This is a genomic window from Crossiella sp. SN42, assembly GCF_023897065.1.
Taxonomy (GTDB): domain Bacteria; phylum Actinomycetota; class Actinomycetes; order Mycobacteriales; family Pseudonocardiaceae; genus Crossiella.
Window position 1 is genome coordinate 78,593 of sequence record NZ_JAMHIV010000039.1, and the last position, 23,074, is coordinate 101,666.

The 23,074-nt window shown below is 71.8% G+C and carries 21 protein-coding genes; 9 read left to right on the plus strand and 12 right to left on the minus strand.

Going from position 1 to position 23,074, the window contains the following annotated elements; all coding sequences use genetic code 11:
* The first annotated feature begins 5 nt into the window (after positions 1-5).
* From M8C13_RS36860 to M8C13_RS36875, 4 genes are read left to right on the plus strand one after another with little or no spacing between them, the layout of a single operon-like run.
* Entirely contained in the window at positions 6-1,718 is a 1,713-nt protein-coding gene (locus M8C13_RS36860; RefSeq protein WP_252485454.1) for an urease subunit alpha, read from the plus strand.
* Positions 1,718-2,515, plus strand: a complete 798-nt coding sequence (locus M8C13_RS36865) for an urease accessory protein UreF (RefSeq protein ID WP_252485429.1) — start codon at positions 1,718-1,720, stop codon at positions 2,513-2,515. Before M8C13_RS36860 ends, M8C13_RS36865 begins: the two co-directional genes overlap by 1 nt.
* The gene (gene ureG / locus M8C13_RS36870; protein WP_374213277.1) at positions 2,505-3,215 is read left to right on the plus strand and encodes an urease accessory protein UreG; all 711 of its coding nucleotides are present in this window, start codon (positions 2,505-2,507) and stop codon (positions 3,213-3,215) included. The genes M8C13_RS36865 and ureG overlap by 11 nt, the downstream gene beginning before the upstream one ends.
* Positions 3,215-3,967, plus strand: a complete 753-nt coding sequence (locus M8C13_RS36875) for an urease accessory protein UreD (RefSeq protein WP_252485431.1) — start codon at positions 3,215-3,217, stop codon at positions 3,965-3,967. Before ureG ends, M8C13_RS36875 begins: the two co-directional genes overlap by 1 nt.
* Positions 3,968-3,977: 10 nt before the next feature.
* Here the strand turns inward: M8C13_RS36875 and M8C13_RS36880 are convergent, their stop codons facing one another.
* From M8C13_RS36880 to gltB, 5 genes are read right to left on the minus strand one after another with little or no spacing between them, the layout of a single operon-like run.
* The gene (locus tag M8C13_RS36880) at positions 3,978-4,622 is read right to left on the minus strand and encodes a DUF2461 domain-containing protein (protein ID WP_252485432.1); all 645 of its coding nucleotides are present in this window, start codon (positions 4,620-4,622) and stop codon (positions 3,978-3,980) included.
* On the minus strand, positions 4,622-5,275 hold the full coding sequence (locus tag M8C13_RS36885; RefSeq protein ID WP_252485433.1) for a DUF2461 domain-containing protein: 654 nt from the start codon (positions 5,273-5,275) through the stop codon (positions 4,622-4,624). Before M8C13_RS36885 ends, M8C13_RS36880 begins: the two co-directional genes overlap by 1 nt.
* A gap of 30 nt (positions 5,276-5,305) precedes the next feature.
* Positions 5,306-5,530, minus strand: a complete 225-nt coding sequence (locus M8C13_RS36890; protein WP_252485434.1) for a hypothetical protein — start codon at positions 5,528-5,530, stop codon at positions 5,306-5,308.
* Between the two features lie 52 nt (positions 5,531-5,582).
* The gene (locus M8C13_RS36895; RefSeq protein WP_252485435.1) at positions 5,583-7,088 is read right to left on the minus strand and encodes a glutamate synthase subunit beta; all 1,506 of its coding nucleotides are present in this window, start codon (positions 7,086-7,088) and stop codon (positions 5,583-5,585) included.
* The gene (gltB, locus tag M8C13_RS36900) at positions 7,081-11,649 is read right to left on the minus strand and encodes a glutamate synthase large subunit (RefSeq protein WP_252485436.1); all 4,569 of its coding nucleotides are present in this window, start codon (positions 11,647-11,649) and stop codon (positions 7,081-7,083) included. The genes M8C13_RS36895 and gltB overlap by 8 nt, the downstream gene beginning before the upstream one ends.
* A gap of 416 nt (positions 11,650-12,065) precedes the next feature.
* Between gltB and M8C13_RS36905 the strand changes: the two genes are divergently transcribed.
* The 3 genes from M8C13_RS36905 to M8C13_RS36915 are packed head-to-tail and all read left to right on the plus strand — an operon-like array spanning position 12,066 to position 14,700.
* A complete protein-coding gene (locus M8C13_RS36905) occupies positions 12,066-12,902 on the plus strand; it encodes an ABC transporter substrate-binding protein (RefSeq protein ID WP_252485437.1) in 837 nt (278 codons plus the stop codon).
* A complete protein-coding gene (locus tag M8C13_RS36910; protein WP_252485438.1) occupies positions 12,899-13,930 on the plus strand; it encodes an iron ABC transporter permease in 1,032 nt (343 codons plus the stop codon). The genes M8C13_RS36905 and M8C13_RS36910 overlap by 4 nt, the downstream gene beginning before the upstream one ends.
* Positions 13,930-14,700, plus strand: coding sequence for an ABC transporter ATP-binding protein (locus M8C13_RS36915; protein ID WP_252485439.1), 771 nt, complete (start codon positions 13,930-13,932; stop codon positions 14,698-14,700). Before M8C13_RS36910 ends, M8C13_RS36915 begins: the two co-directional genes overlap by 1 nt.
* Position 14,701: 1 nt before the next feature.
* On the opposite strand, the gene M8C13_RS36920 is transcribed toward M8C13_RS36915, so the two are convergent.
* The 5 genes from M8C13_RS36920 to dctA all read right to left on the minus strand — a co-directional run bounded on the left by M8C13_RS36920 (position 14,702) and on the right by dctA (position 18,471).
* Positions 14,702-15,214 (minus strand): hypothetical protein, encoded by a 513-nt coding sequence (locus M8C13_RS36920; RefSeq protein WP_252485440.1) that lies wholly within the window; start codon positions 15,212-15,214, stop codon positions 14,702-14,704.
* Positions 15,214-15,975 carry a hypothetical protein gene (locus tag M8C13_RS36925; RefSeq protein WP_252485441.1) on the minus strand — a complete coding sequence of 254 codons (762 nt, stop codon included), beginning with the start codon at positions 15,973-15,975 and terminating at the stop codon, positions 15,214-15,216. The genes M8C13_RS36920 and M8C13_RS36925 overlap by 1 nt, the downstream gene beginning before the upstream one ends.
* A gap of 8 nt (positions 15,976-15,983) precedes the next feature.
* Entirely contained in the window at positions 15,984-16,295 is a 312-nt protein-coding gene (locus M8C13_RS36930) for a hypothetical protein (protein WP_252485442.1), read from the minus strand.
* Positions 16,292-16,990 carry a YbaB/EbfC family nucleoid-associated protein gene (locus M8C13_RS36935; RefSeq protein ID WP_252485443.1) on the minus strand — a complete coding sequence of 233 codons (699 nt, stop codon included), beginning with the start codon at positions 16,988-16,990 and terminating at the stop codon, positions 16,292-16,294. The genes M8C13_RS36930 and M8C13_RS36935 overlap by 4 nt, the downstream gene beginning before the upstream one ends.
* A gap of 101 nt (positions 16,991-17,091) precedes the next feature.
* Positions 17,092-18,471 (minus strand): C4-dicarboxylate transporter DctA, encoded by a 1,380-nt coding sequence (gene dctA / locus M8C13_RS36940; RefSeq protein WP_252485444.1) that lies wholly within the window; start codon positions 18,469-18,471, stop codon positions 17,092-17,094.
* 190 nt (positions 18,472-18,661) lie between these two features.
* Between dctA and M8C13_RS36945 the strand changes: the two genes are divergently transcribed.
* The gene (locus tag M8C13_RS36945; protein WP_252485445.1) at positions 18,662-19,615 is read left to right on the plus strand and encodes a TAXI family TRAP transporter solute-binding subunit; all 954 of its coding nucleotides are present in this window, start codon (positions 18,662-18,664) and stop codon (positions 19,613-19,615) included.
* Between the two features lie 9 nt (positions 19,616-19,624).
* On the opposite strand, the gene M8C13_RS36950 is transcribed toward M8C13_RS36945, so the two are convergent.
* Positions 19,625-21,160 (minus strand): HAMP domain-containing sensor histidine kinase, encoded by a 1,536-nt coding sequence (locus M8C13_RS36950; RefSeq protein WP_252485446.1) that lies wholly within the window; start codon positions 21,158-21,160, stop codon positions 19,625-19,627.
* Positions 21,161-21,170: 10 nt separating this feature from the next.
* Positions 21,171-21,833, minus strand: a complete 663-nt coding sequence (locus M8C13_RS36955; RefSeq protein WP_185008462.1) for a response regulator transcription factor — start codon at positions 21,831-21,833, stop codon at positions 21,171-21,173.
* 136 nt (positions 21,834-21,969) lie between these two features.
* Between M8C13_RS36955 and map the strand changes: the two genes are divergently transcribed.
* Positions 21,970-22,782, plus strand: a complete 813-nt coding sequence (gene map, locus M8C13_RS36960; RefSeq protein ID WP_252485447.1) for a type I methionyl aminopeptidase — start codon at positions 21,970-21,972, stop codon at positions 22,780-22,782.
* The last annotated feature ends 292 nt before the right edge of the window (positions 22,783-23,074 follow it).

Genomic DNA, 23,074 nt, shown 5'->3' on the forward strand with positions numbered 1-23,074 from the left:
GCTCGATGGACCGGGCCGGGTACGCGGCCAGGTACGGCCCGACCGTGGGCGACCGGGTGCGGCTGGCCGACACCAACCTGCTCATCGAGGTGACCGAGGACCGCTGCGGCGGACCGGGCCGGGCCGGTGAGGAGGTGGTTTTCGGCGGCGGCAAGGTGATCCGCGAGTCGATGGGCCAGTCCGCGGCCACCCGCGCCGAGGGCGCGCCGGACCTGGTGATCACCGGCGCGGTGGTGCTGGACCACTGGGGCGTCATCAAGGCCGACGTCGGCGTGCGGGACGGGCGGATCGTCGCGCTGGGCAAGGCGGGCAACCCGGACACCATGGACGGGGTGCACCCGCAGCTGGTGATCGGCCCGTCCACGGAGGTGCTGGCGGGCAACGGGATGATCCTGACCGCGGGCGCGGTGGACGCGCACGTGCACCTGATCTGCCCGCAGCAGCTGCCCGAGGCGCTGGCCGCCGGGGTCACCACCATCGTCGGCGGCGGCACCGGCCCGGCCGACGGGACCAGGGCCACCACGGTCACCCCCGGGGCCTGGCACCTGGAGCGGATGCTGGTCGCGCTGGACGGCTACCCGGTCAACGTCGCCTTGCTGGGCAAGGGAAACACCGTCCGGGCGGAGGCGCTGTGGGAGCAGCTGCGCGCCGGGGCCAGCGGGTTCAAGCTGCACGAGGACTGGGGCACCACGCCCGCGGCTATCGACGCCTGCCTGCGGGTCTGTGACGAGTCCGGGGTGCAGGTGGCCATCCACACCGACACGCTGAACGAGGCCGGCTTCCTGGAGTCCACTGTGGACGCCATCGCCGGCCGCGCCATCCACGCCTACCACACCGAGGGCGCGGGCGGCGGGCACGCGCCGGATGTGATCAAGATGGCCGGGGAGTCCTTCGTGCTGCCCTCCTCCACCAACCCGACCCGGCCGTTCACGGTGAACACCCTGGACGAGCACCTGGACATGCTGATGGTCTGCCACCACCTGGACCCGACGCTGCCGGAGGACCTGGCCTTCGCCGAGTCCCGGATGCGGCCGGGCACCATGGCCGCCGAGGACGTGCTGCACGACCTGGGCGCGATCTCCATCATCAGCTCGGACTCCCAGGCGATGGGCCGGATCGGCGAGACCATCGTGCGCACCTGGCAGACCGCGCACGTGAACAAGGCCCGCCGCGGCGCGCTGCCCGGCGACGGCGGCGCGGACAACCTGCGCGCCCAGCGCTACGTGGCCAAGTACACGATCTGCCCGGCCGTGGCGCACGGGCTGGACCGGGAGGTGGGCTCGGTGGAACCCGGCAAGCTGGCCGACCTGGTGCTGTGGGAGCCCGCGTTCTTCGGCGTCCGCCCGCACGTGGTGGTCAAGGGCGGCCTGATCGCCTGGGCCGCGATGGGCGACCCCGGCGCGTCCATCCCCACCCCGCAACCGGTGTTCGCCCGCCCGATGTGGGGCGCGGAACCCGTTGCCGCGGCCCATTCCTCGCTGCACTTCGTCGCCCCCGCGGCACTGGAGGCCGGGCTGGCCGACCGCCTGGACGTGCGCCGGAAACTGGTGTCGGTGGCCAACACCCGCTCGCTGGGCAAGGCGGACCTGCCGAACAACACCGCGCTGCCCCGGATCGAGGTGGACCCGGATACCTTCACCGTCCGGATCGACGGGGACGTGGTGGAACCCGAACCGGCCGACTCGCTGCCCATGGCGCAGCGGTACTTCCTGTTCTGATGGTCGCGGCCGGACTACTACTGCTCGCCGACGCCCGGCTACCGGCGGGCGGCCACGTGCACTCGGGCAGCCTGGAGGCGGCGGTGCGGGCCGGGGTGGTGACGGATGTGCCGTCGCTGCACGGGTTCCTGCGCGGACGGCTGGTGTCGGCGGGGCTGGTGGCGGCGGCGTTCGCGGCGGCGGCGACCCGGCTGGCGGAGTCCCTGGATGGTGGGGACGCGGCTTGCTGGGCGGAGCTGGACGGGGAGCTGGACGCACGGACTCCGGCGGCGGGACAGCGGCTGGCTTCGCGGCAGCAGGGGCGCGGGTTGCTGCGCACACTGCCGGGGCAGGCGGTGCGACGCGGGGCGGAAACCGGTGTGGCGTCGGCTGATGCGGCGGGGCTCGGCGGGGCGGGACTCGACGCGGCGGGACTCGACGCGGCGGGACTCGACGCGGCGGAGGTCGATGCCGGGGCGGTGCTCGCCGCGTTGCGTGCCGGGTGTCCGGCCGGTGCCCACCACAGCCTCGCTTGCGGCGCGGGCGCGGCGATCCTGGGCGGCAGCGCCGAGGACGCGGCGGTGGCCATCGCGCTGGCCTCGGTCACCGGACCGGCCTCGGCCGCGGTCCGGCTGCTCGCCCTCGACCCGTTCGCCGTGCAGTCCGCACTCACCAGCCTCGCGTCCACAGTGGACAGTGTCGCGGCCACCGCGGCCACTCCCCTGCCCTGGGCCGAGCTGCCGGACGAGGGCGCGCCCGCGCTGGACCTGCTCGCCGACACCCACGCCACGCTGTCCGACACGCTTTTTGTGTCCTGAGAGGAGATCCATGGGCGCCTACCACGGTGACGGCCCGCACGACGACGGCCCGGACCCGCACGCGCACCTGCACCGGCTCGGCGCGAGCCCGCGGATCGGCATCGGCGGCCCGGTCGGCTCCGGCAAGACCGCGCTGGTCGCCGCGCTGTGCCGGACGCTGCGCGCGGAGCTGCGGCTCGGCGTGGTGACCAACGACATCTACACCACCGAGGACGCGGAGTTCTTGCGCCGCAACGCGATCCTGCCGGATGACCGGATCAGCGCGGTCAAGACCGGCTGCTGCCCGCACACCGCGATCCGGGACGACATCACCGCGAACCTGGACGCCATCGAGGACCTGGAGGCCCGGCACGGCGCCTTCGACCTGGTGCTGGTGGAAAGCGGCGGGGACAACCTGACCGCCACCTTCAGCAAGGGCCTGGTGGACCGGCAGATCTTCGTGGTGGACGTGGCCGGTGGCGACAAGGTCCCGCGCAAGGGCGGCCCCGGGGTCACCCTGGCCGACCTGCTGGTAGTCAACAAGACCGACCTGGCCCCGCTGGTGGGCGCGGACCTCGGTGTGATGGCCAGGGACGCGGCCGCGGTCCGGGGCGAGCTGCCGGTGCTGTTCAACTCCCTCGCTGAGGACCCGACGGCGGCCGGCGTCGCGGCCTGGGTGCGCGCGGTGCTGGCCGAGCTGGCCCCCGCGCACCAGCACTGATGCGCGCCGAGGCGGCGCTCACCATCCGGCGCGCCCCGGACGGCCGGTCCGCGGTGGCCACCGCGCGCTCCCGGCCGCCGCTGACGTTGCGCCGCACCAGGTCCAGCGGACCCGGCGTGGAGGTGTGCCTGGTCGGCACGGCGGCCGGCCCGCTGGGCGGCGACGAGCTGAGCCTGACCGTGGCGGTGGAGGCCGGGGCGAGCCTGCGGCTGCGCTCGACCAGCGCGCAGCTGGTGCTGCCGGACCGCGAGCACCGGCCGGCGAACCTGCGGGTGCGGGCGGTGGTGGGCGCGGGCGCGGTGCTCGACGTCGAGCTGGAGCCGACCGTGCTCGCCGAGGGCTGCCTGCTGGCGGCCACCACCGAGGTGGAGCTGGCCCCGGACGCGGTGCTGCGCTGGCGGGAGGTCACCGTGCTGGGCCGGCACGCGGAGCAGGCCGGGCGGGCGGTGCAGCGGTGGCGGGTGCGCCGGGACGGCAAGCCGGTGCTGCGCACCACGACCTCGCTGCTGGACCCCGCCAGCTACCGGTCACCCGCGCTGGCCGGCCGGGCCCGGGTGCTGGCCACCGTGCTGGTGGCCGCGCCGGGACTCACCGCGCCGCAACGGGTGCTGGGCCCCGGCGCGGCCTGGGGCGCGGTGCACGTGCTGCCGGAAGCGGCGCTGGTCAGCGTGCTCGCCGCGGACACCGTGGCGGCGCGGGCGGCCCTGGCCGAGCTCACCGAGGGCTGGCTGGCGCAGGCCGCGGGCGGCTGACCGGTTCGCCTCAGGCGCTGGGCGGACCGACGTGGTCGGCGAGCCAGGCGGTGAACGGGGCCAGCGCCCGCCAGTGCTTGCGCACCAGGGTCAGGCACTCCCGTTCGTGCAAGTAGTCGCCGGGCTCCCAGGACCGGCCGACGTAGAGCGAGCGGTGCCGCAACAGGTCCAGCCGCGGGTGGTCCGGCTCGACCCCGCGCGGGCGGCTCTTCATCACGTCCCCGTGCACACCCCAGCCCGCCTTGGTCAGCTTCGCCAGGATCTTGGCCAGCTCGCCGCCGCGCCGGTCCTCGGCGACCGCGGTCCGGTACCGGGCCAGCTGGTCGGCGGCCAGCCGGTAGCTGCCCGCGCCGATCCTCAGCCCGTCCGCCGAGAGCTGCACGTAGTAGCTGGACTCCCCCAGCTTGCCCCCGGCCAGCGCGCCACAGGCGGTCTTGTACGGCGTCTTGTCCTTGCTGAACCGCACATCCCGGTACGGCCGGAACACCTTGCCGGGCCCGAACTCGTCTTCCAGATCGGCCAGCAGCGCCACCATCGGCGCCCGCACGTCCTGCTCGTAGGTGGCCTTGTGGTCGGTCCAGTAGGCCTTGGAGTTGTCCGCCTCCAGACCGTCATAGAAGTCCACGGCGTGCTCGCCGAACCCGGTGAAACCCATCATCGCCGCCACTGGTCGCTGAGGCCGACGTGGTCGGCGCACCACTCGTTGATCGCGTTCAGCTCCCGCCAGCCCAGCCGCACCCGCTCCAGGCACTCCGGCCCGTGCAGGTCGTCGTCAGGAGGCCAGCGCCGGGCCACGTAGAGCGAGCGGTGCCGCAGCAGGTCCAGCCGGGGATGGTCCGGGTCCACGCCGCGCGGCTTGGTCTTCATCACGTCCCCGCACACCTCCCAGCCCCCCTTGACCAGCCTCGCCAGGATCTTCACCAGCTTCCCGCCGCGCCGCTCGTCGTCCACCGCCGTGCGGTAGCGGGCCAGCTGGTCGGGGGCCATCGCGAAGGACCCCCCGCCGATCATCAACCCCTCCGCGCTGACCTCGACGTACCAGGCCCCGCCGCCGCGCCCCTGCTCGACCACCCCGCCGCAGTGGTCCTTGTACGGCCGCTTGTCCTTGCTGAACCGCACATCCCGGTACGGCCGGAACACCTTTCCCGCCCCGAACTCCGGCTCCAGCTCCGCCAGCAGCCGTTCCATGGGGGCGCGCACGTCGCGGTCGTAGACCGGCTTGTGGTCGGTCCAGTAGGACTTGGAGTTGTCCGCTGCCAGCCCGTCGAAGAAGTCGACCGCGTACTCGCCGAAACCCGAGAACTCCATGCGAGCCAGCCTACGACTCGGCACCGACAGTCACCGTTCGGGTGATCCGGCCTGTTCGGCCCCGACCAGGTAGTCCAGGTCCGCGCGCACCCGGTGCCCGGCCGACGCGGCGAGCCGTGCCAGCAGTTCGCCCTCGACCGGCAGCAGTCCGCCCGGCGGCTGCTCCGTCGCGGGCCAGTACGGCAGCTCGACCCGTTCGACCAGGCACTCGTCCACCCGGCTGAACCCCTCCAGCACCCAGACCACGTTCTTCATCGCGACCATGGTGCCGGACCGGCCCGGCGGGTCACCGGGCCGGTCCGGAATCTCAGCGAACCGCCAGGGGCACCAGGTTCGGGCGCACCGGCGAGGGCAGGTTGGACACACCGGTCAGGTACGTGTCCACCGCGTGCGCCGCGGACCGCCCCTCCGCGATCGCCCACACCACCAGCGAGGCCCCCCGGTGCGCGTCCCCGCACACGAAGACCCCCGGCGCGTCGGTCTGCCAGTCCGAGCCGCAGGAGATCGAGCCGCGCTTGTTCAGCTCGATGCCCAGGCCGGGCAGCAGGGGCATGTGTTCCACGCCCTCGAAGCCGATGGCCAGCAGGGCCAGGTCGCAGGGGACCTCCTCGACCTCGGCGGAGACCGGGATGACCGAGCGGCGGCCGTCGGCGTCCTTCTCCACCCTGACCTTGCGCAGGCGGACCGCGCGGACCTGGCCTTCGCCGTTGTCCACGAACTCCTCGACGGCGACGGCGAACTTGCGCTCGCCGCCCTCGTCGTGCGCCGGGTAGGTGTGCAGGATGACCGGCCAGACCGGCCACGGGGAGCGGTCCTCGTCGCGGACCGTGGGCGGCATCGGGTACTGGTCGAGCTGGATCACGCCTGCCGCGCCCTGGCGGTGGGCGGTGCCCAGGCAGTCGGCCGCGGTGTCGCCGCCGCCGATGATGATCACGTGCTTGTCCTTGGCGTCGATGCCGGCCGGGCCGTCGCCCTCGCAGAACTTGTTGGCGGGCACCAGGTGTTCCATCGCCAGGTGCACGCCCTTGAGGTGCCGGCCGGGGATGTCCGGGGCGTCGCGGCCGCGCAGCGCGCCCACCGCGAGCACCACCGCGTCGAACTCCGCGCGCAGCTGCTCCACCGTGAGGTCGACGCCGACCTCGCAGTTGGTGATGAACCGGGTGCCCTCGGCGCGCAGCTGGGCCAGCCTGCGGTCCAGGACCTTCTTCTCCATCTTGAACTCGGGGATGCCGTAGCGCAGCAGCCCGCCGAGCCGGTCGTCCCGCTCGAACACGGTGACCTCGTGGCCCGCCCTGGTCAGCTGCTGGGCGGCGGCCAGGCCGGCCGGGCCGGAGCCGACCACGGCGACCTTCTTGCCGGACTGCACGGTGGCCGGGTTCGGGCTGACCGTGCCCGCCTCCCACACCTGGTCCGCGATGGCCTGCTCCACCCGCTTGATCGCCACCGCGCCGCCGGAGAGCGGGGAGATGGCCAGCACGCAGGCCGTCTCGCACGGGGCGGGGCAGAGCCTGCCGGTGAACTCGGGGAAGTTGTTGGTGGCGTGCAACCGGTCCCCGGCCTGGGCCCAGTCGCCGCGGCGCACCAGGTCGTTCCACTCCGGGATCAGGTTGCCCAGCGGGCAGCCCGCGGAACCGCTGTGGCAGAAGGGGATCCCGCAGTCCATGCAGCGGGTCGCCTGGGTGCGCACCTGGTCCTCGCGGACCTGGGGCTCCAGTGCGGCGTACACCTCGTGCCAGTCGTCGATCCGCTCGCTGGCCGGGCGCTTGGCCGGCTCGGTGCGGGCGTGCTTCAGGAATCCGTTCGCATCAGCCACGGGAGGCCTCCATGATCGCCTCGTCCACATCGCGGCCCTCGGCGCGTGCGATCCGCACCGCCTCCAGGACCCGCTGGTAGTCCCTGGGCATGACCTTGGTGAACGCCGCCGAGCGGCGCGGCCAGTCCCCGAGCAGCGACGCCGCCACCGTGGATCCGGTGAGCAGGTGGTGCTTCTCGACAATCTCGCGCAGCCAGCGGAGGTCGTCCGCGTTGGGCCGCTGGAGCTCCACCATCGCGGTGTTCACCTTCACCGGATCCAGGTCCAGCACGAAGGCGATGCCACCGGACATGCCGGCGGCCACGTTGCGGCCGGTCGGCCCGAGCACCACGGCCCGGCCACCGGTCATGTACTCGAAGGCATGGTCGCCCGCGCCCTCGGCGACCGCGGTCGCGCCGGAGTTGCGCACGCAGAACCGCTCGCCCACCTGGCCGCGCAGGAAGATCTCGCCCGCGGTGGCGCCGTAGCCGATCACGTTGCCCGCGATCACCTGCAGCTCGGCCCGGAACGGCGCGTCCTCGTGCGGGCGCACGATGATCCGGCCGCCGGAGAGGCCCTTGCCCACGTAGTCGTTGGTGTCGCCGACCATCTCGATGGTGATCCCGGCGGGCAGGAACGCGCCGAGGGACTGCCCGGCCGAACCCTCCAGCTTGACCTGGATGGTGCCCTCCGGCAGGCCGCCGCCGCCGAAGCGGCGGGTGACCTCGGAGCCGAGCAGGGTGCCCACGGTGCGGTTGACGTTGCGCACCGGCAGTTCCAGCCGCACCGGGTGCGCGTCCTCCAGCGCCGCCTCGGCCAGCTGGATCAGCGTGCGGTCCAGGGCCTTGTCCAGGCCGTGGTCCTGGTCGCGGACCCGGCGCTTGGCGCTGCCCTGCGGTCCCTCGACCACCTCGAACACCGGGGACAGGTCCAGGCCGACAGCCTTCCAGTGGTCGATGGCCTGGTCCGCGCCGAGCAGCTCGGCGTGCCCGACGGCCTCGTCCAGGCTGCGGAAGCCCAGCGCGGCAAGGTACTCGCGGACCTCCTCGGCGACGAAGTAGAAGAAGTTCTCCACGAACTCGGCCTTGCCGGTGTACCGCTTGCGCAGCTCCGGGTTCTGCGTGGCCACGCCGACCGGACAGGTGTCCAGGTGGCAGACCCGCATCATCACGCAGCCGGCCACGATCAGCGGCGCGGTGGCGAAGCCGAACTCCTCCGCGCCGAGCAGCGCGGCGATCAGCACGTCCCGCCCGGTCTTCATCGCGCCGTCCACCTGCAGGGTGATCCGGTCGCGCAAACCGTTGAGCACCAACGTCTGCTGCGCCTCGGCCAGCCCGATCTCCCAGGGCGTGCCGCAGTGCTTGAGCGAGGTGAGCGGGGAGGCGCCGGTGCCGCCGTCGTGGCCGGAGACCAGGATGACGTCGGCGTGCGCCTTGGCCACACCCGCGGCCACGGTGCCGATGCCGACCTCGCTGACCAGCTTGACGTGCACCCGCGCCTGCTCGTTGGCGTTCTTCAGGTCGTGGATGAGCTGGGCCAGGTCCTCGATGGAGTAGATGTCGTGGTGCGGCGGCGGCGAGATCAGCGAGACGCCCGGCGTGGAGTGCCGGGTGCGCGCGATCCACGGGTACACCTTGTAGCCGGGCAGCTGGCCGCCCTCGCCGGGCTTGGCGCCCTGGGCCATCTTGATCTGGATGTCGGTGCTGTTGACCAGGTACTCGCTGGTGACGCCGAAGCGGCCGCTGGCGACCTGCTTGACCGCCGAGCGCCGTGCCGGGTCGTACAGGCGCTCCGGGTCCTCGCCGCCCTCACCGCTGTTGGACCGGCCACCGAGCCGGTTCATCGCCACGGCAAGGGTTTCGTGCGCCTCGGCGGAGATCGAGCCGTAGGACATCGCGCCGGTGTTGAACCGCTTGACGATCGCGCTGGCCGGTTCGACCTCCTCGATCGGCACCGGCTTGCGGCCCTGCGCCTTGAGCTCGAAGAGCCCGCGCAGCGCGCCGCCTTCCTTGGCCAGGCGGTCGCATTCGGCGGTGTAGCGCCGGTAGACGTCGTACTGCCGGGTCTTGGTGGCGTGCTGGAGCAGGAACACCGTCTCCGGGTTGAACAGGTGCAGCTCGCCCTCGCGGCGGTAGAAGTACTCGCCGCCCACCGGCAGGCCGCGGTGCGCCCGGTCGGTCGGGTTGTCCGGGTAGGCCAGCCGATGTCGTTGCGCCACCTCGGCGGCCAGCACGTCCATGCCGACGCCGCCGAGCTTGGAGGCGGTGCCCACGAAGTACTCGGCGACCACGTCGGTGGCCAGGCCGACCGCCTCGAAGACCTGCGCGGCGGTGTAGGCGCCCACGGTGGAGATGCCCATCTTGGACATCACCTTCAGCACGCCCTTGACCAGCGCGCCCACGTAGTTGCGCACCGCCTTGCGGGCCTCGATGCCGGTCACCGCGCCGCGGTTGACCATGTCCTCGATGGTCTCGAAGGCCAGGTACGGGTTGACCGCGGCCGCGCCGTAGCCCAGCAGCAGCGCGATGTGGTGCACCTCGCGGGCGTCGCCGGACTCCACCACCAGCGCGACCCGCAGGCGCTCCTTGGTGCGCACCAGGTGGTGGTGCACCGCGGAGACCAGCAGCAGCGAGGGGATCGGGGCCATCCGGTGGTCGGAGTCCCGGTCGGAGAGCACCAGGATCCGGGCGCCGGCCGCGATGGCCTCGGAGGCCTCCCGGCGGACCCGTTCCACCGCGGCGGTCAGCGCCTCCGCGCCACCGTCCACTTCGTACAGTCCACTGAGGACAGCACAGGCGAAGCCGGGCAGGTCGCCGTCGTCGTTGACGTGGATGAGCTTGGCCAGCTCGTCGTTGTCGATGACCGGGTACGGCAGCTGGATGTGCCGGCAGGAGGAGGGGCCGGGGTCGAGCAGGTTGCGCTCGGGGCCCATGACGCGCGCGACGGAGGTGACGATCTCCTCGCGGATGGCGTCCAGCGGCGGGTTGGTCACCTGCGCGAAGTGCTGGACGAAGTAGTCGTAGAGCATCCGGGAGCGCTGCGAGAGCGCCGCGATCGGGGTGTCGGAACCCATGGAGCCCAACGGTTCCAGCCCGTTGACCGCCATCGGGGTGAGCAGCACGCGCAGCTCTTCCTCGGTGTAGCCGAAGGTGAGCTGGCGGCGCACCACGGACTCGTGGCTCTGCACCACGTGCTCGCGGTCGGGCAGGTCGGCCAGGTTGAGCAGGCCGGCGTGCAGCCACTCGTCGTAGGGCAGCCCGGCGGCGAGCTCGGACTTCACCTCGTTGTCGTCCACGATCCGCCCGGCGGCGGTGTCCACCAGGAACATCCGGCCCGGCCGCAGCCGGCCCTTGGCCACCACCTGGCTCGGGGCCACGTCGAGCACGCCGGTCTCCGAGGCCAGCACCACGCGGCCGTCGGCGGTCTGCCACCAGCGGGCCGGGCGCAGGCCGTTGCGGTCGAGCACCGCGCCGACCAGGGTGCCGTCGGTGAAGGTGACGCAGGCCGGGCCGTCCCACGGCTCCATCAGACTGGCGTGGAACTGGTAGAAGGCGCGGCGGGAGGCGTCCATGGTGGCGTGGTTCTCCCACGCCTCCGGCACCATCATCAGCACCGCGTGCGGCAGGGTGCGGCCGCCCAGGTGCAGCAGTTCCAGGACCTCGTCGAAGGAGGCGGAGTCCGAGGCGTCGCTCGCGCAGATCGGGTACAGGCGGGACAGGTCGCCGGGGATGAGGTCGCTTTCCAGCAGGGCCTCGCGGGCGCGCATCCGGTTGCGGTTGCCGCGGATGGTGTTGATCTCACCGTTGTGCGCGACGAACCGGAACGGGTGCGCCAGCGGCCACGAGGGGAAGGTGTTGGTGGAGAACCTGCTGTGCACCAACGCGATCGCGCTGGCCAGCCGGTGGTCGGTCAGGTCGAGGAAGAACGCGGGCAGCTGCGCGGTGGTCAGCATGCCCTTGTACACCAGGGTGCGCGCGGACAGCGAGGGGAAGTACACCCCGTAGCCCGCCTGCTCGCTCTCGTGCTCGGCGCGCTTGCGCAGCGCGAAGGCCAGCCGGTCCAGGTCGATGCCCGCCCGACATCGCCCGTCCGGACCAGGCTCGGTCGCGGTCACCAGCAGCATGGAGAAGTGCGGCATCACCGACAGCGCGGTCGGCCCGACGCCCGCGGCCTCCGGGCTGACCGGCACCTCGCGCCAGCCGAGCACCCGCAGGCCCTCTTCCTCGGCGATCCGCTCGATCAGCGCGACCGCCTTGACCCGCAGGTCGTCCTCGGCGGGCAGGAAGGCGATGCCCGCGGCGTAGGTGTGGTTCCCGGCGGCGTCCGGCTCCGGCAGGTCGCCGAGCTCCGCGCGCAGCAGCTCATCGGGTAGCTGCAGCAGGATTCCGGCCCCGTCCCCGCTCGTGGGCTCGGCGCCGGCGGCGCCGCGGTGTTCGAGGTTCGCCAGTGCCGTCAGGGCGTCGACCACGATCCCGTGGGAACGGCGGCCCTGGATGTCGGCGACCATGGCGACACCGCAGGCGTCTCGTTCCTCGGCCGGGTCGTACAGTCCCTGCTGGGCGGGGATGGCGGAGAAGATCACGCGGAGACCTCCCTCGTCGTGTTCCGTGCTCAGGTGGTGGAAAGCTGGGCACGGGACGACGGTGGCCCGCGAGGTCACACCGGCGTACGCGCCGGTAGCGACAGGTATGACCGGACTGTAACAGGCAGGAAACCCGGAAACACCCCTCGAAGGGTGATGTCCGTCATTGCGCCGTAACGATTTTGCTGCTTCGTTCGACATAGCGGCGAGACCAACAGTACGCCTGTCCTGCTGATTCTCTGGGCATGGTGTGGAACACGCCGGTAACGTCCCTGGGAGCTTTCACCCGATCGACCCCAGAGGATTCGATGCGTCTTCCCCGGAGTACCCGCGCAGCACTCATCGCCGTCAGCGCCATCGCCCTCGTTGGCGGGTGCGCGAGCCGGGTTCCCGATCCGGCGCCGAACCAAACCTCGGTGGAGTCGGCGTTCCCGGTCCAGGTGGGCGCGCCGGGCGGCAAACCGCTCACCATCACCAAGAAGCCGGAGCGGATCGTCTCGCTGAACCCGACCGCGACGGAGAGCCTGTTCGCGATCGGCGCCGGCAAGCAGGTGGTGGCCGTGGACGAGAAGTCCAACTTCCCGGCCGAGGCGCCCAGGACCACGCTGTCCGGCTTCAAGCCGAACGTGGAGGCCATCGCCGGGCACCAGCCGGACCTGGTGGTCGCCTCCAACGACGTGGAGGGCGTGGTGGCCGGCCTGGAGAAGCTGAAGATCCCGGTGCTGCTGCTGCCCGCGGCCAAGACCCTGGACGACGCCTACGGCCAGATCAGCATCCTGGGCCAGGCCACCGGGCAGGGCACCCCGGCCAACGACGTGGTGAACCGGATGAAGGGCCAGATCAGCAAGCTGGTCCGGGAGACCCCTCGGCCCGCTGAGGCGCTGAAGTACTACCACGAGCTGGACCCGACCTTCTACACCGTGACCTCCAAGACCTTCATCGGCTCCATCTACGGCCTGTTCGGCCTGGTCAACATCGCCGACGCGGCCGACCCGACCGGCGGCGGCTACCCGCAGCTCTCCGCCGAGCAGGTGGTCAACGCCGCGCCGCGGCTGATCTTCCTGGCCGATGTGAAGTGCTGCGGCCAGAGCGCGGCCGCGGTCGGCACCCGGCCGGGCTGGGCGAGCGTGCCCGCGGTGCGAGACGGCGGTGTGGTGGCCCTGGACGACGACATCGCCTCCCGCTGGGGACCGAGGGTGGTCGACCTGGTGCGCACCGTGTCCGAGGCCGTGACCGCAGCCGGGAAGAAGTGACCGCCGCCGCCCCCACCCGGCTCCGGTTCCGCCACCTGGCCCTCACCCTGCTGCTGTTGCTCGCCGTGGTGACCGCCGCGGTGCTGCTCGGCGCGATCGACCTGGGCGCGGGCCGCGTGCTCGGCGAGGTCTTCGCCCAGCTCACCGGCGGGGTGTCGCCGCTGTCGGCGCGCGAGGCGGCCATCCTGTGGGAGCTGCGCGTGCCCCGGGTGGTGCTGGCCTGCCTGGTCGGCGCGGCGCTGGCCTCCTCGGGCGCCGCCTTCCAGGGTGTGTTCCGCAACCCGCTGGCCGACCCGTACCTGCTGGGCGCGGCCGCCGGGGCCGGGCTGGGCGCGACGCTGGCGGTGTTCGCGGTGCCCACCTTCAGCACCGGCGACTTCTTCGGCCCGCTGCCCATCGCCGCCTTCGCCGGGGCGGTGCTCGGCGTCGGCCTGACCTGGGCGCTGGGCCGCTCGGCCGGTCCGGGCACCGCGACCCTGGTGCTGGCCGGGGTGGCGGTGGCCGCGTTCCTGACCGCGGTGCAGACCTTCGTGCAGACCCTGGACGTGGACAGCCTGCGCACCATCTACACCTGGATGCTCGGCGGCCTCGGCGGCGCGGGCTGGTCCCAGGTGCTGGTGGTGCTGCCCTACATCGCGCTGTCCTCCTTCGTGCTGTGCGCCAGCGGCAGGCTGCTGGACGTGCTCGGCGTGGGCGATGAGGAGGCCTCGGCGCTGGGCCTGCACCCACGCCGGGTGCGGCTGATCATCCTGGGCGCGGCCTCGCTGGCCACCGCGGCCGCGGTGTCGGTCAGCGGCCTGATCGGGTTCGTCGGCATCGTGGTGCCGCACGTGGTCCGGCTGCTGGTCGCGGGCAGCTACCGGGTGCTGGTGCCGCTGTCCCTGCTGGGCGGCGCGGCCTTCGTGGTGCTGGCCGACATGGTGGCCCGCACCGTGATCGCCCCCGGCGAACTGCCCATCGGCGTGATCACCGCGTTCACCGGGGCGCCGTTCTTCGCGGTCGTGCTGCGCCGCTCCAGGAGGGTCTGATGCTGGCCATCGAGGGAGTCGCCGCGGGCTACCACGGCCGGATCGCGGTCGCCGGGGTCACCGTCACCGTGCCGCCGGGCAGCTGGCTGGCCGTCATCGGCCCCAACGGCGCGGGCAAGTCCACCCTGCTCAAAGCCGTCGCCAACGCCGTCCCGCACACGGGAACCATCACCATCGACGGCACCCCGGTCGCCGCCCTGACCAACCGCGCCCGCGCCCGCCGCATCGGCTACGCCCCGCAGACCCCCACCCTGCCCGAGGGCCTCACCGTCACCGACTACGCCCTGCTCGGCCGCACCCCGCACCTGGGTTTCCTGGCCCGCGAAGGCCCGGCCGACCTGGACCTGGTGGCCGACATCCTGGCCCGCCTCGACCTTTCCCAGCTGGCCGACCGCCCACTCCCGACCCTCTCCGGCGGCGAGCGGCAACGCGCCGTGCTGGCCAGGGTGCTCGCCCAGCAGGCCGGGTTGCTGCTGCTGGACGAGCCGACCACCGGCCTGGACATCGGGCACGCGCAGTCCCTGCTGGACCTGGTGGACCGGCTGCGGCTGGCCGACGGCACCACGGTGGTGAGCACACTGCACGACCTGACCCTGGCCGGCCAGTACGCCGACCAGCTGCTGATGCTGGACGCCGGGCGGGTGGTGGCGGTGGGGCCACCGGCGGAAGTGCTGACGGCGGAACGGGTTTCGCGGCACTACGCGGCGCGGGCGGAGGTGCTGACCGCGCCGGACGGGACGCGCGTGGTGACGCCGGTGCGGTCGGGGTGAGTCAGATGTTGGGGCGGGGGTAGAGCCGCCGCCCCACGAAGAACGCCACTCCCTGGAGCAGCACGGGCAGGTAGGCGACGGCCACGAACAACCAGTCCCAGCCGTCCATTTGGCCACCTCGCCTGAGTTCGGTCTGCAGCAGGCCGAGCAGGAAGAAGGTCAGGAAGAACGCGAAGACGAACATCATTCCCCAGTGCAACCCCAGCAATTGACGGCTCCGCTGCACCAGGAGCAGTTCGATCTGCTCGCCCCGCAGGTGCCGCCACGGGTTCAGCACCAGAAACCCGGTCATGGCCAGGAACACGTCCATCGTGAGCGCGAAGATGTAGACGAACGGGACCAGCACGTCATACCTGGTGACCAACTGCCCACCGAGCAGGACCACCAGCACCGCCAGCACCACCGCCGCGGAACCGGTGAGCATCGCGAACCAGCCGCCGAGGGTGCGGAGCCGCCGCGCCTGCTCGGCGGGGATCGGCACCCAGATCGGGGGGCGTCCGATGTAGACGGCCACTAGCGCGGCTTCCAGTCCGAACCGTCACCATCCAGCACGCTGGCGTCGCCCATCTGCCCGATCCGGCCCTGCGACCAGGTTTCGCCGACCATCCGCAGCTTCTCCTGGAGCGCGGACTGCTCGGCCTTGCAGGTGTTCACGTGTGCCAGCAGGCCGGTGATGAGGCTGCCGATCAGGCCCGCGACCGACGGCAGCACGGCGACGAGGATCAGCAGTGCCAACGGGATACCGGCCACCGAGACGGTCAGGGCCGCCGCGGAGGCGATGCCGATGAGGGCCACGACCAACGCGACGGTGATGCCCACCCAGAAGCTCTCGATGGAGTTGCCCAGGTTGACCAGCGACCCACGCATCTGGCTGGCCAGGTCCTTCAGCCCGGTCAGCCCGCTGACCTGGGTCGGGATGGTCAGTCGATAGGCCTCAGCGGCCCTGCCTTCCCACTCCAGGGTGGTGTCCATCTTGCTCGGGTCGATCGCGCCCGCCACGTCGTTCAGCTTGCCCGCGATGTCCTTCGACCACTGCTCAGCGGCCTCTCTCACCCGGCCGACATCGCCTCGGTCGCCGAGCAGATCCTCGAGCTGCTTTCCCAGCTCCAGGCTGTTCCGGGTCACTGCCTGCACCAGGAGGTCGATGCGCGGGATGACCCAGCGCAGCGGCTCCGGCACGCTGTTGACCGCCTGATTCACCTGGTCGAAGAACTTCCGCATGCGTTCGTCAACCTCGCGCAGGCGCTCATTGGCCCGCTGCACGGCTTCGCTCACAGCTCCCCCTACTTCGTGGTGTTCTTCAGCGTGTGCAGGCTGGCTTCTTCCTCGCGCTCATAGGTGTCGGCGGCCTGCCGCAGGGTCTCGCTGATGAGCCGGAAGGTCTCCATCGCCTTGCCGATCATGTCGGCCATGGTCGTGCGCGCCTGGAGATAGGTCTGATCCAGGCCTTCTTTGACCGCCCACTTGGACAGCTCGGCTGGGCCGAGGTGCAGGCCGTCCAGTGCCCGGCGAGGCGCCTCCAGGGAATCCGCCGCCTCGTCCCAGCGGACGGCGTCGGCGCGCAGGGCCGCATAGGCCGCGGACAGATCCGTCATGACAGCCCCAATCGGCGCAGCAGCAGGTTCGGGTCGCTGACCAGTGCGGTCAGTTCGGTGATAGCCGGGCTGGTCGGCCACCTGGTCAGGTCCGGATCGGAGGTGCCGCGGCGGTGCAGTTCGCGCAGCACCTCGGTCAGTTCGCCCTCGATCTCCGGATTGCGCGCCGAACCGGCCCAGTACGGGTCCACCGTCAACGTGCTGACCTGCCCGTTCATCGCGCCGCCGCGCACATGCCCACCCGCGCTCTCAGCCTCGATCGGCTGGTTCAGCACCGCGTCCAGGCGACCGGTCAGCGTCGCCAGTTCGGCGTCCACCTCGTCCAGCAACCGGAACGCCGCGTCCGTGGTGAGTGGCGTGGTTTCCGGCTGTGCGGTCGGCGTCGGCCAGGGTTGGACATCGGTCTGCTCGGTCTGCTCGACCTGCTTGGCCAGTGCCTGCATCACCGCGTTGTTCGCCGCGGTCAGCACGCTGCCCTGCAATGCCCGCGGATCCACCGAGCGGCGCCAGTCCGCGGCCAGCCGCACCGACAGCACCTCGCCCATCGGCCCGACCGACACCGTCACCACCCGGTCGGCGTCCTGCCCGGTGATCCCGTCCGGCTCTGCCACGCTCGGCTCCGGCGTGAGCGGGCGCTTGGGCGTCGGTTCCCAGTCGTCGGCGTCCTCGAAGCCCCAGCGCTCGACGTCACTCATCCGCATTCCCCCCTCTGGAATGAAATCAGTGACCAAGAAACTACACACCGAAGGCCGGGCCCACCACGCGGTGAACCCGGCCCTCGGCCCCCAGGGCGACGCTAGGAAGTCTTCTCCGCCTCCGCCTTCGCCTTCTTCTCGGCGGCCTCGCCGTCCTCGATCTTCATCAGCTCGTCCATGTCCACCAGCGACGGGTCGTTGAGCACCCGGTCCAGCTGTTCCCGGTCCAGCGAGTTCTGCCACTTCGCGATGACCAGGGTGCCCACGCCGTTGCCGATCAGGTTGGTCAGGGCTCTGGCCTCGGACATGAAGCGGTCGATGCCAGCGATCAGCGCGATGCCGATGCTGGCCTCGGGGATGACGTTCTGGAAGGCCACCAGGGAGGCGGCCAGGGTGACCAGGCCGGCTCCGGTGACGCCCGCGGCGCCCTTGCTGGAGAGCAGCATGAACAGCAGCAGGCCGATCTGGGTCCACAGTGGCAGGTGGGCGCCGGTGGCCTGGGCGATGAACAGCGCGCCCATGGTCAGGTAGATGCAGGTGCCGTCCAGGTTGAACGAGTAGCCGGTGGGGATGGTCAGGCCGACCACCGACTTCTGCGCGCCAGCGGCCTCCAGCTTCACCAGCATTCGCGGCAGCACCGCCTCGCTGGAGGAGGTGCCGAGCACGATCAGCAGCTCGTCCTTGATGAAGCGGATGAACTTGAAGATGTTGAACCCGGCCAGCTTCGCCACCCCGCCGAGCACCAGGATGATGAACAGCACGCAGGTCAGGTAGAAGGCGATCATGAGGAACGCCAGTGAGGACAACACCTTCGCGCCGTTGGTGCCGATGGTGTAGGCCATGCCACCGAAGGCGCCGATCGGCGCCGCGTACATGACGATCTTGATGACGCCGAACATGATCTTGGCGATGGTGTCCAGCGCCTGCAGCGCCTTGGCGCCGCGCTCGCCCATCATGCCGATCGCGACCGCGACCAGCACCGCCAGCACCAGCACCTGGATCAGCTGCCCGCTGGTGAACGCGCCGACGAAGGACTCCGGGACCAGGTGCAGGATGAACGCGGTGAAGCCCTCGGCGCCCGCGGCCTTCTTCTGCGCGTCCGCGCCCGCCTTGAGGTCCGCGGCGCTGGGCTGCATGTCCAGGCCGACGCCCGGCTGCAGGATGTTCACCACGATCATGCCGATCACCAGGGCGATCAGCGTCATCACGATGAAGTACAGGATGGTGCGCAGGGCCAGACCGCCGGCCTTGGCGAGGTTGCCCAGCCCCGCGATGCCGACGACGATGGTGCAGAAGATCGTGGGCGCGATGACCATCTTCACCAGGTTGATGAACAGGTCCGCGAGCCACTTCAGCCCGGCTGCCTGAGCAGGGAACAGGATCCCGACCAGGATGCCTGCCGCGATCGAGACCAGCACCCAGAAGTACAGGTGCCGGTAGATCGGCTTACGCGTTCGCCCCCCAGCAGCGGTCGTTGCCAACATGTCCTCCTCGACAGTGAACCGTGGTCCGGGCGAATGCTCGTGACCGGACAACTTCACCGGCAAGCGACCCGGGCGAAACTTGAGACTGTCCTGACAAAATCTCCGGCATGGTGATAGGGCCGTTACCGGAACAGGGCCGCGATGTTGTCTCGGTGTGCCCGTCATCCAGACGGACTAGCCTGACACCATGCCGCCGACCGCGCTGACCAGACGCGCGCTGTTGCTGGGCGGGGCCGGCACCGCGGTGACCGCCGCCCTGGGCAGCTGCACGACGGGGCAGCTGCCCGTCCTGCCCGAGCTGGTGCTGGCCACCGGGCCGCCCGGCGCGGTGTACCGGGAGATCGGCGGGGCGCTGGCCGAGGAGCTGCGCAAGCACCTGCGGAGCACCGCGGTGCGCACCCGGCCGACCGGGGCCTCGGTGGAGAACCTGATGCTGCTCGGCTCCGGCCAGGCCCAGCTCGGGTTCGTCTCCCTGGACGCGATGCTGGCCAGGCAGAACAGCCCGGTGGAGGGCGTGAGCGCGATCGGGCGGCTCTACGACAGCTTCCTGCACCTGGTGGTGCTGGACAGCTCGCCGATCAAGACCACCAGGGACCTGGCCGGGCGGCGGATCGCGGTGGGCGCGGCCGGGTCCGGCACCGAGTACACGGTGGAGAAGCTGCGCCGGATCGCCGGGCTGAGCTTCAACGAGGTGCGGCTGTCCCAGGCCGAGGCGGCCAAGCAGCTGGAGGAGGGTGGGATCGACGCGTTCTTCACCCTCACCGGCATCCCCACCCCGGCGATCAGCGACCTGCTGCGGCGGCAGGTGCCGATCCGCATGGTCGAGCTCGCCGAGCAGGCGCAGGCGCTGGCCAGCGGCGACTCCTCGGCCTACATGCCGGCCACCATCCCGAAGCCGACCTACGGCTACCTGCTGCCCTACCGCACGGTGTCGGTGCCGAACCTGTTGGTCGCCAGGGACGACCTGCCGATCGAGGTGGCGAAGATCGTGACGAACACGGTGTTCGCCGAGTCGGACGCGATCGCGGTCAACCACCCGGAGGCGCGGCGGATCAACCGCAGCACCGGGATCGCCACCGGGCCGGTGCCGCTGCACCCGGGGGCGGCAACCTGGTTCCGGGAGTACAAGCGGCTGGTGTGAGGCCCGGGGTCAGACGCCGGCGGGCGGGGTGCCGGGCGTGGTCTTCCCCGGCGGCGGGTCCTCTGGGCCGGGCTGGTCGGCCACGGGTGGGCGGGACAGGTGTTTGCGTTCCTCGTCGGGGCGGCCGTCGGCCTCGTCGGTGGGGTCGAACAGCTGCTCGGCTGGCGCGACCGGCAGCCGGATCGCCACGTCGAGTCCGTGCGGGTGTGCCTGGTGCAGCCGGAACTCGCCACCGGCCGAGGTGACCAGCTCGCTGCAGATGGCCAGGCCGAGGCCGGTGCCGGAGATGTTCTGGTGCTTGGGCGAGCGCCAGAACCGGTGCAGCGCCACGGAGAGCTCCGCCTCGTCCAGGCCGACGCCGTCGTCGATGACGTGCAGCTCGACGTGCCCGTCCTCGACGCTGTCCGCCGGTTCCTCGTGCCGGGCCCACACCCGCACCCTGGTGCCGCCGGAGAGCCGGATCGCGTTGCCCACCAGCTCGTCCAGCACGCTGCCCAGGCCGCCGGGCGGTTCCAGCACGCGCAGGCCCTCCGGGATGTCCAGGCGCAGCCGGATCGCGGCCCGCTGCGCGTTGGCCTGCCAGGCCGGTTCGTGCGCGGCGACCAGCTCGTCCAGCTCGACCGGTTCGGCGGCCGCGGCGCTGTCCAGCCGGGTGGCGGCCAGCAGCGCGTCCAGCACCCGGCCCATCTCCTCGGCCTCCTCCACAGCCAGCTGGTGGGCTTGCCGCGCCGGTTCGTCCGGCAGGTGCGGCGCCAGGTTCTCCACCGCGAGGCGGAGGCTGGCCAGCGGGTTGCGCAGCTGGTGGGAGGCGTCGGCGACGAAGTCGCGCTGACGGCGCAGCGCGCGGCCGACCACGTCGACCATGGTGTTGAAGGAGCTGGCCAGGGTGCGCAGCTCGGGTGGCCCGTGCACGTCGGCGCGGGCGTCCAGGCGGCCGCTGGCCACCCGGGAGGTGACCTCGTCCAGGCGGCGGATCGGGCGCAGGATCCAGCGGGAGACCGGCCAGGCGGCGCCGATCAGCGCGAGCAGCGGGACCAGGCCGTTGAGCGCGAGCAGCAGCCAGGAGTTGAGCACCTGGGCGCGCAGGCCGTCCGAGGGCGAGATGGTGACCACGGCGGCCACCACCTGGCTGTCCCGGCCCACCGGTTCGACCACGACCAGCGGGTTGGTCTCCCACGGCCACACCACCCGCGGCGGGTTGGGCCGGTACCCGGCGAAGGCCACCGCCAGGCCCTCGCGCACGCCGGGGGTGTTCAGGTCGACCGAGGCGTCCGAGGGCAGGATGATGTTGCCGCCAGGGTCGACCAGCACGGCGGGGATGTCGTAGAGCCGGTGGTAGCGGGTCAGCTCCTCGGCCAGCGGGGTGGTGCGGTCCAGGCCGAGGGCGTTCTCGGCCAGCGCGGCGAACCGGCTGGCGTCGCTGAGCCGGTCCAGGTAGACGGTCTGGGTCTCGCCCTGGCCGACCGCGGCGGCCAATGGCACCCCGAAGGCGGCGGCCATCGCCACCAGCAGCGGCACCAGCACCGCGAGCAGCCTGCGGAGCACCCCGGCCTCCCTACCGGGCCATCCGGTAGCCCACGCCGCGCACGGTCTCGATGCGCACGAACGGGCCGAGCTTGCCGCGCAGGGTGGCGATGTGGGTGTCCAGGCTGCGCGAGCGGGCCTCCCAGCTGGCGTGCCACACCTGGTCCAGGATGCGGTCCCGGCTGACCACGCTGCCGGGACGCGCGGCGAGCAGGGCGAGCACGTCGAACTCCTTGCGGGTCAGCGTGATCTGCTCGCCGGAGACGGTGGCGGTGCGCGAGCCGAGGTCGAGCCGGAGCGGGCCGACCTCCATCACCTCGTGCTCCTCGCTGTCCGCGCGGGCGGCGCGGGTGCGGCGCAGCACGGCCTCGATCCGGGCCAGCAGCTCGGCGGTGCCGAAGGGCTTGACCACGTAGTCGTCGGCGCCGCTGCGCAGGCCGAGCACGCGTTCCCGCTCCTCGCTGCGCGCGGTGACCGCGATGACCGCGGTGCCCTCGCGCTGCCGGAGCTTGCGCAGCACGTCCAGCCCGTCGGCGTCGGGCAGTCCGAGGTCGAGCAGCACCACGTCGGCCGGGGCGGCCTGGAGCGCCGCGGCCGCGGTGGCGGCGCGGAGGACTTCGTAGCCGGCGTGCTGCAACGCGGTCACCAACCCGCGCGCCACCCGGTCGTCGTCCTCCACTACGAGGATGCGCATGAGGGTCGATACTAGGCCGCGGCGGGCAGGACTGATGTCCACTGGGCCGCCGAGATCGACTTCCGCATGGCAGAATTCAAGGCGCCGGCAGTGCACCAGGCCACCGGAGTTGGTTTCGACACGCCTGGAGGCGGCCATGGTGATCCGCAAGACCGACGCGGAGATCGACCAGATGGCCAAGGCGGGAGCAATCCTGGCCGAGGTCCACGAAGAACTACGAGCGGCCCTGCGCCCCGGTAAAACCACTGCTGACCTGGACCGCGTCGCCGCCGAGGCGATCGAGCGCCGAGGCGGCAAACCCGGCTTCTTCGGCTACAACGGCTACCCGGCGGTCATCAACGCCTCCCTGGGCGAGCAGATCGTGCACGGCGTCCCGTCCCGCCAGACCCGCCTGCGCGAAGGCGACATCCTCAGCCTGGACTGCGGCGTCCTGTGGAACGGCTTCCACTCCGACGCGGCCTGCACCTGGATCGTCGGCGAGGAAGAAGCGGCCCCCGAACACCTGCGCGCCTTGGTAGCCGACACCTACCGAGCCCTGTGGGCAGGCATCAGCGCGACCCGGGTGGGCAACCGGATCGGCGACATCTCGGCCGCCATCGGCGCGGTGGGCGCGGCCGGGGGTTACGGGGTGGTGTCCGACCACAATGGACACGCCATCGGCGGCCACGGGATCGGACGGTCGCTGCACGAGGACCCGTTCGTGCCTGGGCGCGGCAGGCCGGGGCGCGGGTTGCGGTTGAAGCCGGGGCTGGTGCTGGCGATCGAGCCGATGTTCACGACTGGTGATTCGGGGTTCCGGACGCTGGGTGACGAGTGGACCGTGGTGACGGTGGACGGCAGCACGGCGGCGCACTGGGAACACACGGTGGCGGTGACGGAGTCCGGACCGAGGGTGCTGACGGCACGGCCGGAGGAAGTGGCCATGGCGCGGATCGCGGACCTGGGCTGAGCGGAGGCCAAGACGCCGGGGTTGAAAACCCACGAAGAGGGCCTCTCGTCTTCTCCGTGCGGCCTGGAGACTGCTAACCGCATCCCACCGAGCAGACGCTCACAGCAACCGCCGCCAACGCCGATCAGCGTGACGGCGGCTGGTCGGTGGGATGTGGTTCGCTGTCGGAAGGTCGTGCGGAGAAGACGAGAGGGCCGCGAGCACGCTGGAATCGGCCCCGGCAGCCTGCTCAACCCCGCAACCTGCTCGTCCCGGCTTTTGACTTGTCAACCCCTCCGGGGGTCTGCCCGTC